The sequence below is a fragment of the Janibacter limosus NBRC 16128 genome (assembly GCF_001570985.1).
Classification (GTDB): Bacteria; Actinomycetota; Actinomycetes; order Actinomycetales; family Dermatophilaceae; genus Janibacter; species Janibacter limosus.
The window spans coordinates 1-14,465 of sequence record NZ_BCSS01000019.1 but is presented as its reverse complement, the minus strand read 5'-3'; the positions used below and the strand labels follow the sequence as shown (position 1 = coordinate 14,465).

Genomic DNA, 14,465 nt, shown 5'->3' with positions numbered 1-14,465 from the left:
CCGCGGCGAGGGAGGCTCAGCCGCCTTGCCGCGACCGATAGGCAGCGGCGGCGAGCCGGTTGCCGCAGCCGCTGTCGCAGTAGCGCTTGCTGCGGTTGCGGGAGAGGTCGACGAGCACGTCGTCGCAGTCGTCCGCGGCGCAGACCCTCAGTCGGGAGAGCTCACCGGCACGGATGACGTCGACGACGGCCATGGCGGCCTCGACCTGCATCCGCCGGGCGAAGGGGGCGTCCCCGTCCGTCGCGTGGATGTGCCAGCCGTACTCGCCGTGCTCGACGAGCTGGGGGAGGGCGTGGCCCGTCCGCAGCAGCTCGTTGACGAGGTCGGCGACGGCGTGCGCGTCGTCGGCGGCCAGCCACAGTGCCCGCAGCCGACCGCGCAGCGCACGTGCCTGCTCCAGCTCGCTCGCGTCCCCGTCGAGTCGTCCGGTCCACCCCCAGGTCTCGTAGAACTCCTGGAGGGACTCGGCGGTCGAGAGGGTGTCCACCGCGCGGTCGGCCCGAGTGCCGGGGGCGGTGTTGACCACGGCGGCCGCCGTGCGCAGAGCGATGTCTGTGTCATGGGCAAAGGCCATGTTGACTCCTGACGTCGTCGAGGTCTAGCGTCATCACCATCAGGTTACGTGACTCATGACGCAAGGAGCAGCCATGGCGGCCGCCATCTCCACCCCACAGCGGGCCCCCTTCGCCGTGGGGCTGCTCGTCGCACTCTTCTCGGCCGCGACCTTCGGCTCATCGGGCACCTTCGGCGCCTCGCTGCTGGCGACCGGCTGGAGCCCCGGCGCGATCGTCACGCTCCGGATCGCGGGGGCGGCGTTGGTCCTGCTCGTCCCGGCGGTCATCGCCATGCGTGGCCAGTGGCACCTCGTGCGCCGCAACGCATGGCGCATCCTCGCCTACGGACTCTTTGCCGTGGCCGGGTGCCAGTTCGCCTACTTCATGGCGATCGACCACCTGTCGGTCGGCGTGGCCCTGCTGCTCGAGTACCTCGCGCCCGTGCTCATCGTGGGATGGGTCTGGGCCCGCCACGGCCGGCGTCCCTCACCGCTCACCACAGCCGGTGTCGCCGCGGCCGTCCTCGGGCTCGTCCTCGTCCTCGACGTCGCGTCGGGAGCCCAGCTCGACCTGGTCGGGGTGCTGTGGGGTCTGCTCGCGGCCGTTGGTCTCGTCATCTTCTTCCTCGTGGCCGCGGACGAGCAGGACGCACTCCCGCCGATTGGCTTCGCGGGGGCGGGGCTGGCCGTGGGGGCCGTGAGCCTGCTGCTCGCCGCAGCGCTCGGCCTGCTGCCGATGACGGCCAACACCTCCCCGGTCGACCTCGCCGGATGGTCTGCCCCGTGGTGGGTCCCGATCGTCGAGCTGTCCATCGTCGCGGGCGCCGTCGCCTATGTCTCCGGCATCGCCGCAGCGCGCCTGCTCGGCGGGACGGTCGCCTCCTTCGTCGGCCTGAGCGAGGTGCTCTTTGCCGTCGTCTTCGCCTGGCTGATCGTCGGCGAAGCGATGTCGCCGGTGCAGATCGTCGGGGGAGTGGCGGTCCTCGCGGGGGTCGTCGCGGTCAAGCTGGGCGAAGGGGAGCGCTCCGGTCTCCCGCTCCCCACCGATGACCTGGGCGGCCTGCTGCTGGGCGTCGATGAGGAGGGGCCGGAGTCCGACCTTGCTGTGTCGGAGCAGGTCCACTAGTCTCTCGGGGTTGCCTCGGCGAGGGACGCTGCACGGTCGCAGCGATCCGTGATCGACGCGGTGCCGCCCCGTGGGTTTGCCTGCGCGTCGACATCCCGTCCGCGCCGCGTCCCACGCCGAGGCCACCGCATCCACGAGACATTGCCCGCTCCCCTGCGCGGGCCGAACCACCACAAGGAGCACCACATGGCCCACGACGAGATCCGCATCGACTCCGAGCTGCGCAACGAGTTCGGCAAGGGCGCTGCCCGCAAGCTGCGCCGTGCCAACAAGGTCCCGGCCGTCCTCTACGGCCACGGCGAGGCCCCGATCCACCTCGCGCTGCCCTTCCACAGCACCTTCCAGGCGCTGAAGAACCCCAACGCGCTGCTCACCATCGCCGTCGAGGGCGAGGCCGACCAGCTGGCTCTGGCCAAGGACGTCCAGCGCGACCCGATCAAGCCGATCATCGAGCACGTTGACCTCGTCATGGTCAAGCGCGGCGAAAAGGTCATCGTCGAGGTCGCCGTCCACATCGAGGGCGACGCTGCTCCCGAGACCATCGTCACGGTCGACACCCAGACCCTCGAGATCGAGGCCGACGTCACCAACCTGCCCGACAGCCTCATCGTCTCCGTCGAGGGCCTCGCGATCGGCACGATGATCCACGCCAGCGACGTCGAGATGCCTGCCGGCGCGACGCTCGCCTCCGACCCGGAGCTGCTCGTCGTCAACATCACCCAGCAGATCTCCGCGGACGAGCTCGAGGCCGAGCTCGCCGACGCCGAGGCCGAGGCCGGCATCGAGCACGACGCACCCGAGGGCGAGGCCACCGAGGCCGCCGAGTCCACCGAGGGTGGCGAGGAGTCCTCCGACAAGGAGTGACCCACACGCACCCGCAAGGGCGGGACCTCCACACGGAGGTCCCGCCCTTCGTCTGTCCGCTCGTGTCAGCGTCGGCGGAAGAACCCGCCGTCGATGAGCCAGAAGATGGCGTCGAGGATCGGTGTCGACCCAGGACGGCTGTCCAGGAGACCCGGGCTGGTCGGCCCGGGTACCGGAGTGCGGATGAGGGCCAGGTCCCCGATGCCATCGGCCAGCTCCGTGACCTCGTCGAGCAGCAGGGCCGCCTGCGACGGGTTCGACTCCACCTGCTGCTCCGCGAGATCCAGCCCGGCCCGGGCCGCTGCGAGTCGCTCGTGCAGAGCCACGATGTCGTCCGGCGTCAGGTCGTTGTGGGGGTGGTTGTGCACGTTGTCGAGGCGGCGACCGATGGTGGCCATGCGCATGCGGGCGTTGCGAGCCCGGATGTCGAACTCCTCTCGGGTGGTCGGGTCGGGACGGAGGTGCGAACCAAGAGCCATGCTCAGGACGTTGCCACGCGGGCGACCGCCTCGCAGGGCGGGCAGCCGTCGACTGTGGATACCTGTGGTGGGACGTGCGGACCTCCGCTCGTCATTGCCTAGAGTGGGGCCCCGTGAGTGATGACACCTGGCTCGTGGTCGGCCTCGGCAACCCTGGCCCGCAGTACGCCGGCAACCGGCACAACGTCGGCGCGATGGTCATCGACCACCTCGCGGAGCGGGCGGGGGCGCGACTGCGGGCGCACAAGGCCGGCGCGAGCGCCGAGTCCATCCGGCTGGGCACGCCTCCCGGGGCGCGCGCGATCATCGGGATCCCGCAGTCCTACATGAATCTCTCCGGCGGCCCCACCAAGGGGCTCGCGAGCTTCTTCTCCGTCCCGCCCGAGCGCACGATCGTCCTGCACGACGAGCTGGACATCCCCTTCGGTGAGGTGCGCCTCAAGCTCGGCGGCGGCGAAGGGGGGCACAACGGCCTGCGCTCGATCTCCAGCTCCTTCGGGACCAAGGACTACCTGCGCGTGCGCATCGGCATCGGCCGTCCGCCCGGCCGCATGGACGCCGCGTCCTATGTGCTGAAGGACTTCTCGTCGACGGAGCGCAAGGAGCTGCCCTTCCTCGTCGACGACGCTGCTGATGCCGTCGAGCTGCTCATCGCCAAGGGCCTGACCGACGCCCAGCAGGTCGTGCACGCGCCGCGTCCTTGAGGGGCACGAAGCGTCAGATCGACATGAGAAACACCGCCGTCACCAGGGTGTGAAAACCCTTGCGACGGCGGTGCTTCTCGGGTCACCCGAGAATCGAGTGACGGGTGGGGCGGGCCTCAGCCCTGGTTCTGCAGGGCAGCCAGCCGCGCTTCGATCTCGGCGTCCTGGCTGTGGTCCTCGAGCTCGGCGAACTGGTCGTCGAGGGTGGCCGACTGGGCCTCGGCGCGGCCCTGGACCATCGCCTCCTGCTCGCGGATCTGCTGCTCGAAGCGCCCGAGGTCGCTCGTGGGGTCCATGACGTCCATCGAGCCGACGGCCTCCTGGACGCGGGACTGGGCCTCGGCGCTCCGGGCGCGGGCGACGAGGGCCGAGCGGCGGGACTTCAGGTCCTCCAGCTTGGTCTTCATCGTGATCAGGCCGGCCTTGAGCTGCTCGACCTGGGCGTTCTGCGCGGTGATGGCCGGCTCTGCCGTCTTCGCCTCGTTTTCGTGCTGGATCTGCCGACCCAGCGCGACCTTGGCGAGGTTGGTGAACTTGTCCGCGCCCGCAGTGTCGCCGGCAGCGCTGAGCTCGCCGGCCTTCTTGGCGGCCGCAGCGGCCTTGTTGCCCCACTCGGTCGCAGCCTCCTGGTCAGACCTGAGGTCGCCCTCGGCCATCCGCACGTGCGCGATCGTCTGGGCCACGGCCTCCTCGGCCTCGGCGATGGAGTTGGTGTAGTCCCGCACGAGCTGGTCGAGCATCATCTCGGGGTCCTCGGCACGGTCGAGGAGCGAGTTGATGTTGGCCTTGGCCAGCTGGCTGACGCGGCCGAGGATCGTCTGCTTCTTGGTCATGATGCATTCCTCCTGGCGGTGGGACCGCCGGTCGTGGTGCGAGTGGATGTCTTCACGTGGTCGATCGTGGGGATCTGCCGAGGTCGGTGCGAGGCGAAGGGGGAGGGGCGCCGGGTCAGAAGCGACCACCCCCGCCGAAGCCACCTCCGCCACCGCCACCGCCTCCGCCGAAGCCGCCCCCTCCGAAGCCGCCCGAGGAGCCGCCCCAGCCGCCCCCTCGGCCGCCGAAGCCGCCCGAGAGGATGCCACCGAGGATGAGGGAGCCGACGTCGATGCCGTTGTTGCGGCCGCCGCCGATGCCGCCGCCGAAGCCGTGGTAGTCGTCGTCGTGACGGGAGTTGATGGACGCGACGACCCGCTCGACGAGCACCTCGGCGTCGGTGAGGTGCTCCGAGGCCTTGTCGAGGTCGCGGGAGCGCTCGGTGTGCGCGGCGGCGAGCAGACGCGAGGCCTCGCGGATCTGGGTGCGGGGTTCGGAGCCGACCAACCCGCGGACCGTGTCGATCTGGCGCTCGGTCGTCACGATGCGCGTGCGGACGTTTTCGTAGCGTCGGTCGAACTTTGTGGTCCGCTCCGCCGTGCGGTCCGCGTCCTTGCGATAGCGCTCCAGAGCGGTGTCGAGGTAGTGCTCCGCGCGCTCGAGGGCGGCGAGCGCGCCGAGCACGTCGCCGCCCGAGCGGGCCTTGGTGCCCACGTCGACCGCCTGCTGGGCCTCGCCGGCGGCCGAGAGCGTCATCTGGTCGTTGGCCTGCAACCGCTTGACGTCCACGAGGTCGGAGGAGATGGAGGCGAGAGCCGCGTCGAGCGAGGCCACGGCGTCGTCGAGCACGGCCCGTGCGGAGATGACCATCTCGAGCCGGGCGTCGGCCTGGCCGAGGGCGTCCTCGGCGGCACGAGCTGCAGACACGGCGGATGGGCGGTCTCCTGCGTCGACGTGCTGCTCACCGGTGGTGACGAAGCCACGAGCTGACTCGATGAGACGCGGTGCCTGCTGCATGTTGTCCGTGAGGGTCGTCAGGGACTCCCGCCGGTGGGTCGCGGCCAGCCCGGCCAGCTCCTGCGTGGCGACGGGGATGCGGGCCTCGACCTCGGTGATCCGGGTACGCAGCGAGGCCAGGAACTGCGGGACATTGGCCTCGAGGTCGCGCAGTCTGGTGAACTCCTCCTCCTGCGCGTCCAGCTCGGCATCGGCCGCGCTCGTCAGGTCGAGGATCTGGGCCAGCCGTGCCCGCTCCTCGGGGTCGGTGAGTCGGCCGGCTCCACGAGCGATGTCCAGCTCCTGCTGGATGCGGAAGGCCTCGGCGGCGCGGCCTCGGGCCGACTCGAGGGCGGAGGTGAACTGGAGCGTGGCCTGGTCGCCGAACTGCGCTTGGGCGAAGGCCAGCTCCTGGGCGGAGGAACGGACCGCGTTGTCCAAGTCGACGAGGGCGGTCGCGACCTCCTGTCGCAGCTGGTCGGTGCTCTTGGTCGACATGACCGGCGCGGGCTGGTCGATGGGGGGCGGGGCCGAGCTGGGCTCGCGTCGACGCGTGATCATCGTGATGATCCGCCCGACGACCGGCAGGAGGAAGACGACGATGAAGAACAGGGTGAACGGGGAAAACACGGAGAACAAGGAGAAGATGCCGCTGGAGCCACCGCTGCTGCCGTTGCTGCCGCGGTCCGAGGCCGGGTCGTCGACCTGTCGCTGCAGACCCGTGACGGCTGCCGAGACGGCACCGGCCCAGTCGTCGTTGCCGAGGGCCGGCTCGACGTCACGGGATTGCACCCGCGAGACATCGGCCTCGCCCAGACCGGACTCGCCGGTGGTCCACATGCCGTAGGCGCGGTCCTGGACGGCGACCGCGAGGAGGACGTCGTTGCCCCCCATGCCGGAGGTCTCGTAGGTCTGCTCGCTCCACTGGGCGCCGGACTGCCCGTCGAAGGAGTCGACGTAGACGACGAAGAGCTGCAGGCCCGCGTCCGTGCGCAGACCGTCGAGCTCGGACTGGAGCACGCTGGTGTCCCCGAGGACGCCGGCTCGGTCGGTGATGTCGTCGGAGACGCTGAAGGGGGCGTCAGCCGGGAGCGCGGTGGCGGGGGCAGCCGCCGCCCACAGGACGGCGAAGACCGCCACGAGGGCTGCGAGCAAGCGCGCTGCGCGGTGTGTCCGGCTGGCTTCTGTCACGTGGCCCCCTGGTCCGTGTCCGTCCCGCCGCGGATGACGGTACTGAGCCGTACGTTGCCACACGGGAGCCGGCCATGGCAGGGATGTCGGTGGGATGCGGCAGAATCGGAGCAGAATGACTTCCTCACTCGCCCCGCTCATGAGCGCGATCGCCGGCCTGCCCGGACTCGCGGACATCCCCCGACACCGCGCGTCGAGCGACGAGGTCGACATCGTCGCCCCCACGGGACTGCGAGCGCCGACCGTCGCCCTCATCGGGGGCGAGGTTCCCTCGGACGCCCCTCGACTCGTCATCACCTCCACAGCGCGCGAGGCCGACGACATGGCCGCGGCCCTCACTGATCTCGTCGGTCCCGACCTCGTCGCGACCTTCCCGAGCTGGGAGACACTGCCGCACGAGCGACTCAGCCCGCGCAGCGACACCGTCGGTCGGCGTCTGGCCGTGCTGCGCCGTCTGCGCCACCCCGACACGACCGGCGAGGGGCACGGTCGTCCGGGCTATGTCATCGCCTCGGTGCGCGCCGTCCTCCAGCCGATCGCCAAGGGCCTGGCCGACCTCGAGCCGGTGCGCCTGCGCGTCGGCGACGAGCGGGCGTTGCCCGAGGTCACCGCGGCGCTCGCCGCTGCGGCCTATGTGCGGACCGACCTCGTCGAGCGGCGTGGGGAGTTCGCCGTGCGCGGCGGCATCCTCGATGTCTTCCCGCCCACCGACGAGTACCCCGTGCGCGTGGAGTTCTTCGGCGACACCGTCGACGAGATCCGGTGCTTCAAGGTCGCTGACCAGCGGAGCTCCGAGACGGCGGACGAGCTGTGGGCGCCGCCGTGCCGCGAGATCCTCCTGACCGACGCGGTCCGCGAGCGGGCCGCGACCGTGGCGCAGGAGCTGCCCGGTGTCGCCGACATGCTGCTCAAGGTCGCCGAGGGCATCGCCGTGGAGGGCATGGAGTCCCTCGGCCCGGTCCTCGTCGACGGCATGGAGTCGATCCTCGACGTACTGCCGCAGGGCGCGGGTGTCGTCCTCCTCGACCCCGAGCGGGTCCGGGCGCGCGCCCACGACCTCGTCTCGACGAGCGACGAGTTCCTCCAGGCCAGCTGGGCCAATGCCGCGGCCGGCAACGCCGTCCCCATCGACCTCGAGGGCGTCCTCGGGACCGCCTCCCACTGGACCCTCGCGCAGGCGCGCGAGCACGCGCTCGACCTCGACCTGCCGTGGTGGACGATCACCCCCTTCGCCGTCGACGAAGAGCTGACGGCCATCGCGGCGGACATGGACGACCGCGTCGACCACGACCACGTCGGACTGCGCGTGCCCGCGCAGGAGCCGCCGCACTTCCGGGGCAACACCGAGGCCGCCGTCGCCCAGATCTCCCAGTGGAGCGGTGCGGGGTGGCGCGTGCTCGTCGCCACCGACGGTGCCGGCCTCGTCTCCCGCGTCGCCGAGGTCCTCGGTGAGGCGGAGGTCGCCACCCGGACCACCGACCCCGACGAGCCGGTCGAGCTCTCCGACGGTGTCGTGACGCTGACGCGGGCCAGCCTCGGCACCGGCTTCGTCGCGCAGGAGCAGCGCCTGGCCGTCATCACGGAGGCCGACCTGCTCGGCTCCAGCGGCACCGGCGCGACGACGCGCGACATGCGACGGATGCCGTCGCGTCGTCGCAAGCAGGTCGACCCGCTCCAGCTGCGCCCGGGCGATCACGTCGTCCACGAGCAGCACGGCGTCGGCTCCTTCGTCGAGATGATCCAGCGGACCGTGCAGGGCGCGACCCGCGAGTACCTCGTCATCGAGTACGCGCCCTCGCGCCGCGGGCACCCCGGGGATCGTCTCTTCGTCCCGACCGACCAGCTCGACCAGGTGACCCGCTATGTCGGCGGAGACGCCCCGCCGCTCAACAAGATGGGCGGCGGCGACTGGCAAAAGACGAAGTCCCGCGCCCAGCGCCACGTCAAGCAGATCGCCGCCGAGCTCATCCGCCTCTACAGCGCACGCATGGCGACCCCCGGACACCCCTTCGGCCCGGACACCCCGTGGCAGCGCGAGCTCGAGGACGCCTTCGCCCACGTCGAGACCCCCGACCAGCTCGGCACGATCGACGAGGTCAAGGCCGACATGGAAAAGACGGTCCCGATGGACCGGCTGATCTGTGGCGACGTCGGCTACGGCAAGACCGAGATCGCGGTGCGAGCCGCCTTCAAGGCGATCCAGGACGGCAAGCAGGTCGCTGTCCTCGTGCCCACGACACTGCTCGTCCAGCAGCACCTCAACACCTTCTCCGAGCGCTACGCCGGCTTCCCGGTGACGGTCAAGGCGCTCAGCCGCTTCCAGACCGACAAGCAGGCCAAGGAGGTCCTCGAAGGGCTGACCTCCGGTGCCATCGACCTCGTCATCGGGACCCACCGGATCCTGGGCAACGAGGTGAAGTTCAAGGGCCTCGGCCTGGTGATCATCGACGAGGAGCAGCGCTTCGGTGTCGAGCACAAGGAACAGCTCAAGGCGATGCGCACCAATGTCGACGTGCTCGCCATGTCGGCCACGCCCATCCCGCGCACCCTGGAGATGGCCGTCACCGGCATCCGCGAGATGTCCACTCTCGCAACGCCTCCCGAGGAGCGGCACCCGGTGCTCACCTTCGTCGGTGGGTACGAGGAAAAGCAGGTGGCGGCCGCGATCCACCGCGAGCTCATGCGCGAAGGACAGGTCTTCTTCGTCCACAACAATGTCAGCAGCATCGACCGGACCGCGGCCCGCATCCGCGAGCTCGTTCCGGACGCCAGGGTCGAGGTGGCCCACGGCAAGATGGGCGAGCACCGACTCGAGCAGGTCGTCCTCGACTTCTGGGAGCGGCGCTTCGACGTCCTGGTCTGCACGACGATCGTCGAGACCGGGCTGGACATCTCCAATGCCAACACGCTGATCCTCGACCGGGCGGACCGCTTCGGCCTGAGCCAACTGCACCAGCTGCGCGGTCGTGTCGGCCGAGGCCGGGAGCGGGCCTACGCCTACTTCCTCTACCCGCCGGACAAGCCGCTCACCGAGACCGCCCACGACCGGCTCCAGACCATCGCGAGCAACACCGACCTCGGGTCCGGCATGCAGGTCGCGATGAAGGACCTGGAGATCCGCGGCGCCGGCAACCTCCTGGGCGGCGAGCAGTCCGGGCACATCGCCGGGGTCGGCTTCGACCTGTACGTGCGGATGGTCGGGGACGCGGTCGCCGACTTCAAGGGTGAAGGCGAGACCGCGCCCGCCGAGGTCAAGATCGAGCTGCCCGTGGACGCGCACCTGCCGCACGAGTACATCCCGGGGGAGCGGCTGCGCCTCGAGGCCTACAAAAAGCTCGCGTCCGCGGAGACGGAGGCGGACCTCGGCGAGATCCTCGAGGAGCTCACGGACCGCTACGGGGAGCCGCCGGAGCCCGTGCGCAACCTCGTCGCGGTCGCGCGCCTGCGCATCGTCGTGCGCTCCGCCGGCCTCACCGATGTGGTCGCCCAGGGCAGCAACGTGCGCTTCGCCCCGGCGCAGCTGCGTGAGAGCAAGCAGCTGCGACTCTCGCGGCTCTACCCCAAGTCGAGCTACAAGGAGGGCACCGGCACGGTGCTCGTCCCCAAGCCCATGACAGCCCGCATCGGGGGCTCCCCGCTCCGCGACACGGCAGTGCTCGCGTGGGCCACTGACCTCATCCGTCAGGTCATGCTCGATGATGTCATCGTGGACAACGGGGCGACGGCGCCCCGAGACACCTCACGCTCGCGCTGAGGACCGGACGAAAGGACCACCTGTGCTCCGTCGACACACCATCCGTCGCCCTGCCCGAGGGGCCGCGCTCGCGGCGGCGACCGCCCTCGCGCTGAGCGCCTGCGGGGGCTCCGACGACGGCACTGCCGTCGAGGGGAGCAGCGCAGCAGCAGCAACGGTGGACGGTCAGGAGATCTCCGTCGGCGATGTGCAGCGCACGACGCGTGAGCTGCGGACCTTCCTCGAGGCGCAGGCCGCCAACTCCGGCCAGCAGCCGCAGCAGCTCGACGCGAGCAGCGTCGTCACCCTGCTCGTCCAGGCGCCCGCCGTGCTGGACTTCGCCGAGGAGGAGGGCCTCTCGGTCCCGTCGGCCGGCTCGATCCGCAAGAGCGTGGAGCAGGTCCTGCCGTCCCCCTCGGACGAGACCGTCGACTTCCTGCGAGCCAACGCGCTCAGCAGCCAGCTCGACCAGGACACGCGTGACAAGCTCATCACCCACCTCGACGAGCAGCAGGTCACGATCAGCCCGCGCTACGCGGCCTCGTCCGATCAGGCCCCCGACTGGCTCGAGCAGTCGGTCGAGGAGCAGATGCCCATGGAGGCACCCTGACCCCCGGCCGCCTGATCCTGCTGGCCACGAGCCCCCGGGTCTCGCCCGGCCTGCTCAGCCGTGACGCCTGGCGCTCGCTCGAGAGCGCTGATCGGGTGCTGGCGGCCGACACCGACGAAGCCCTGCCCTTGGCGGTCGCAGACGACGACATCCCCGTCGAAGCCGTCCGGAGCGCCACGGCCCACGAGCGGGCACGTGAGCTCGTCGAGGCCTCTTCGGGGTCGGTCATCGTCTGGGTGGGTTCACCCGATGGTGACCCCGGGCTCAGCGATGCGATCGCGAGCGAGATCTCCCGGCTGGAGGACGCGCCCGAGGTCGAGGTGCTCGTCGGCTCCTGGGATGTCGACGGCGGCCGACTGCTCGACGCCGTCGCCGTCATGGACCGCCTGCGCTCGCCCGGAGGCTGCGCCTGGGTGGCCGCGCAGGACCACGCGAGCCTGGCCCCCTTCGTCCTCGAGGAGGCGCACGAGGTGACCGAGGCACTCGAGGCGGTCATCGCCGACCCCGACGACGTCCGGCTGCGGGCGGACCTCACCGACGAGCTCGGTGACCTGCTCTTCCAGGTGCTCTTCCACGCCCGGGTGGCCGCGGACCACGCCGGCGCTCCCTTCGCCGTCGACGATGTCGCCGCCGCACTCGTCGACAAGCTCGTGCGGCGCAACCCGCACGTCTTCGGTGATGCCAGCGCCGTGACCCTCGAGGAGATCGAGGCGCAGTGGCAGGCGATCAAGCACCAGGAAAAGGCCGCGCGCGCCGAGGACGACTGACCGCCGCATCTCCATAGGGTCGTGCCCATGGACCAGCGGATCAGCTTCGTCACCCTTGCCGTCGCCGACCTCGACGCCAGTCGTCGCTTCTACCTCGACGGACTGGGGTGGCACGCCGACCTCGACGTGCCCGGTGAGGTCCTGATGATCCGGGCCGGCGAGCACCTCGTCCTCTCGCTGTGGGATGCCGACCAGTTCGAAGGGGAGGTCGGCCCGATCCGTCGCGGCGAGGGACTGGCGCCGATGACCTTGGCGCACAACGTCGCAGACGTCGAGGAGGTGGACGAGATCCTCGAGCTGGCGCGCTCCGCCGGCTCTCCGGACGTCGCACCCGGGCAGGCCCGGGACTGGGGTGGCTACACGGGGTACTTCGCCGACCCCGACGGGTTCCGCTGGGAGATCGCGCACAACCCGGGGCCCATCGGTCAGGTGGTCCTGTCGCCCTCGTCCCGCGAAGAGGTCCAGACCAACGAGCACGCCCAGCCCATCGGTCCGCAGATCGCGGGCTGGACGCCACCGCCGCAGCCGGACCTCGAGCGGATCGAGGGCGTCCACTGCACCCTGGAGCCCCTGACCGCGGCCCACACCGACGAGCTCTTCGTCGAGCTCGGCAGCATCGACCCCTCCCTGTGGACCTACCTGGGGGAGGACCCGATCACCGAGGCGGCCCCCTTCGCCCAGTACATCGCGGGGCGGCTGGCCGACGACTCGGTCGAGGTCCTCATCCGGGACGCCGACGGTGTGGCCCGTGCACTGGTCGCGCTCATGCGGATCGATCCGGAGCACGGCTGCGTCGAGATCGGCAATGTCCTGCTCGGTCCCGGGCTGCAGCGCACCACCGCCGCGACCGAGGCGATGTCGCTCCTCGCGCGCCACGTCTTCGACCTCGGCTACCGCCGCTACGAGTGGAAGTGCGACTCCCTCAACGCCCCGTCCCGACGGGCCGCCGAGCGGCTCGGCTTCACCTACGAGGGCACCTTCCGCCGTCACCGCGTGACGAAGGGGAGGTCCCGCGACACCTCGTGGTTCGCCATGACCCTCGACGACTGGCCGCGCATCCGCGCCGCGCACGACGCCTGGTTGGCCGAGGACAACATCGTCGACGGCATCCAGCGCAGCCCTCTCCGCGCATCTGCCCGAGCAGATACCGGGTTGTGAGTCAGGTCGCGCGGGTGGGTCGGACCGCGACCCGCCCCACGCGAGCGGTTACGCTCGGACACGTTCTTCCCGTGTTGATCGAGCACCACCAAGGAGCCGGTAGTGGCCAGCATCGAAGCAATAGGCGCGCGCGAGATCCTCGACTCGCGTGGCAACCCGACCGTGGAGGTCGAGGTGGCTCTCGACGACGGCACCATCTCGCGGGCAGCAGTCCCGAGCGGCGCGTCAACGGGGGCCTTCGAGGCCGTCGAGCGTCGTGACGGCGACAAGGACCGGTACCTCGGCAAGGGTGTCGAGGACGCGGTCCGCGCGGTCGAGGACGACCTGACCCCCCGCCTCGTGGGCTTCGACGCCAGCGAGCAGCGCCTCATCGACGGCGAGATGCTCGCCATCGACGGCACGGACAACAAGAGCGAGATCGGCGCCAACGCCATCCTCGGCGTCTCGCTCGCGGTGGCCAAGGCTGCTGCCGAGTCGGCGGGCCTGCCGCTCTTCCGCTACCTCGGCGGACCCAACGCGCACGTCCTGCCCGTCCCGATGATGAACATCCTCAACGGCGGCTCGCACGCGGACTCCAATGTCGACATCCAGGAGTTCATGATCGCTCCGATCGGCGCACCCTCCTTCCGTGAGGCGCTGCGCTGGGGCACCGAGGTCTACCACTCGCTCAAGGCGGTCCTCAAGGACAAGGGGCTGTCGACCGGCCTCGGCGACGAGGGTGGCTTCGCGCCCGACCTCGGCAGCAACCGTGAGGCACTCGACCTCATCCTCGACGCCATCACCAAGGCCGGCTACGAGCCCGGCACGCAGATCGCGCTCGCGCTCGACGTCGCTGCCAGCGAGCTGCACGAGGACGGCCGGTACACCTTCGAGGGCAAGCAGATCAGCGCCGCCGAGCTCGTCGACTACTACGCCGAGCTCGTCGACGCCTACCCGCTCGTCTCGATCGAGGACCCGCTCGACGAGGAGGACTGGGAGGGCTGGCAGACGATGACCGAGCGCCTCGGCGACACGGTCCAGATCGTCGGTGACGACCTCTTCGTCACCAACCCTGAGCGGCTGTCCCGCGGCATCGCCGACAAGGCGGCCAATGCCCTCCTGGTCAAGGTCAACCAGATCGGCTCGCTCACCGAGGCCCTCGACGCCGTCGCGCTCGCGACCCGTAGCGGGTTCGCCTCGATGATGAGCCACCGCTCCGGCGAGACCGAGGACGTGACGATCGCCGACCTGGCCGTCGCCACCAACTGCGGCCAGATCAAGACCGGTGCCCCGGCCCGGTCTGAGCGCGTCGCCAAGTACAACCAGCTCCTGCGCATCGAGGAGGAGCTCGACGACGCCGCGGTCTACGCCGGCGCGGGCGCCTTCCCGCGCTTCAGGGGCTGATCGGGTCATGGCAGGCACGCCGCGTCGTCGCCCCGTTCGCTCCGGCGGGCAGGGCGCGACGCGGCGACCCCGCACGACCCGGCCGGCC

The 14,465-nt window shown here is 70.7% G+C and carries 12 protein-coding genes; 8 read left to right on the top strand and 4 right to left on the bottom strand.

What is annotated here, in order from left to right:
- Nucleotides 1-16: 16 nt before the first annotated feature.
- Nucleotides 17-574: a CGNR zinc finger domain-containing protein gene (locus JLI01S_RS08750; protein WP_068263293.1), complete on the bottom strand. Its 558-nt coding sequence runs from the start codon at nt 572-574 to the stop codon at nt 17-19.
- A 73-nt stretch (nt 575-647) separates the two neighbouring features.
- Here JLI01S_RS08750 and JLI01S_RS08745 point away from each other — a divergent pair, with 73 nt between their 5' ends.
- Complete coding sequence (locus tag JLI01S_RS08745; protein ID WP_068263290.1) at nt 648-1,679, top strand: EamA family transporter; 1,032 nt, start codon at nt 648-650, stop codon at nt 1,677-1,679.
- Between the two features lie 186 nt (nt 1,680-1,865).
- Complete coding sequence (locus tag JLI01S_RS08740; protein WP_068263288.1) at nt 1,866-2,543, top strand: 50S ribosomal protein L25/general stress protein Ctc; 678 nt, start codon at nt 1,866-1,868, stop codon at nt 2,541-2,543.
- Between the two features lie 65 nt (nt 2,544-2,608).
- On the opposite strand, the gene JLI01S_RS08735 is transcribed toward JLI01S_RS08740, so the two are convergent.
- Complete coding sequence (locus JLI01S_RS08735) at nt 2,609-3,022, bottom strand: hypothetical protein (protein WP_068263285.1); 414 nt, start codon at nt 3,020-3,022, stop codon at nt 2,609-2,611.
- Between the two features lie 113 nt (nt 3,023-3,135).
- Between JLI01S_RS08735 and pth the strand changes: the two genes are divergently transcribed.
- On the top strand, nt 3,136-3,726 hold the full coding sequence (pth, locus tag JLI01S_RS08730; RefSeq protein ID WP_068263282.1) for an aminoacyl-tRNA hydrolase: 591 nt from the start codon (nt 3,136-3,138) through the stop codon (nt 3,724-3,726).
- 116 nt (nt 3,727-3,842) lie between these two features.
- Here the strand turns inward: pth and JLI01S_RS08725 are convergent, their stop codons facing one another.
- On the bottom strand, nt 3,843-4,559 hold the full coding sequence (locus JLI01S_RS08725) for a PspA/IM30 family protein (RefSeq protein WP_068263278.1): 717 nt from the start codon (nt 4,557-4,559) through the stop codon (nt 3,843-3,845).
- Nucleotides 4,560-4,674: 115 nt separating this feature from the next.
- On the bottom strand, nt 4,675-6,726 hold the full coding sequence (locus JLI01S_RS17655; protein WP_169797309.1) for a TPM domain-containing protein: 2,052 nt from the start codon (nt 6,724-6,726) through the stop codon (nt 4,675-4,677).
- 115 nt (nt 6,727-6,841) lie between these two features.
- On the opposite strand from JLI01S_RS17655, the gene mfd reads away from it, so the two are divergent.
- The 5 genes from mfd (at nt 6,842) to eno (ending at nt 14,377) form a co-directional block, all read left to right on the top strand.
- Nucleotides 6,842-10,480 carry a transcription-repair coupling factor gene (mfd, locus tag JLI01S_RS08715; protein WP_068263273.1) on the top strand — a complete coding sequence of 1,213 codons (3,639 nt, stop codon included), beginning with the start codon at nt 6,842-6,844 and terminating at the stop codon, nt 10,478-10,480.
- 22 nt (nt 10,481-10,502) lie between these two features.
- The gene (locus tag JLI01S_RS08710) at nt 10,503-11,069 is read left to right on the top strand and encodes a SurA N-terminal domain-containing protein (RefSeq protein ID WP_068263270.1); all 567 of its coding nucleotides are present in this window, start codon (nt 10,503-10,505) and stop codon (nt 11,067-11,069) included.
- A gap of 95 nt (nt 11,070-11,164) precedes the next feature.
- On the top strand, nt 11,165-11,836 hold the full coding sequence (locus JLI01S_RS17510) for a MazG nucleotide pyrophosphohydrolase domain-containing protein (protein ID WP_245634572.1): 672 nt from the start codon (nt 11,165-11,167) through the stop codon (nt 11,834-11,836).
- Between the two features lie 27 nt (nt 11,837-11,863).
- Entirely contained in the window at nt 11,864-12,994 is a 1,131-nt protein-coding gene (locus tag JLI01S_RS17725) for a GNAT family N-acetyltransferase (RefSeq protein ID WP_218005488.1), read from the top strand.
- Between the two features lie 102 nt (nt 12,995-13,096).
- The gene (gene eno / locus JLI01S_RS08690; protein WP_068263264.1) at nt 13,097-14,377 is read left to right on the top strand and encodes a phosphopyruvate hydratase; all 1,281 of its coding nucleotides are present in this window, start codon (nt 13,097-13,099) and stop codon (nt 14,375-14,377) included.
- The last annotated feature ends 88 nt before the right edge of the window (nt 14,378-14,465 follow it).

Bases quoted from the DNA above. Each gene is read 5' to 3' on its own strand.
- JLI01S_RS08750 (WP_068263293.1), bottom strand. From the start codon at position 574: ATGGCCTTTGCCCATGACACAGACATCGCTCTGCGCACGGCGGCCGCC.
- JLI01S_RS08745 (WP_068263290.1), top strand. From the start codon at position 648: ATGGCGGCCGCCATCTCCACCCCACAGCGGGCCCCCTTCGCCGTGGGG.
- JLI01S_RS08740 (WP_068263288.1), top strand. From the start codon at position 1,866: ATGGCCCACGACGAGATCCGCATCGACTCCGAGCTGCGCAACGAGTTC.
- JLI01S_RS08735 (WP_068263285.1), bottom strand. From the start codon at position 3,022: ATGGCTCTTGGTTCGCACCTCCGTCCCGACCCGACCACCCGAGAGGAG.
- JLI01S_RS08725 (WP_068263278.1), bottom strand. From the start codon at position 4,559: ATGACCAAGAAGCAGACGATCCTCGGCCGCGTCAGCCAGCTGGCCAAG.
- mfd (WP_068263273.1), top strand. From the start codon at position 6,842: ATGACTTCCTCACTCGCCCCGCTCATGAGCGCGATCGCCGGCCTGCCC.
- JLI01S_RS17725 (WP_218005488.1), top strand. From the start codon at position 11,864: ATGGACCAGCGGATCAGCTTCGTCACCCTTGCCGTCGCCGACCTCGAC.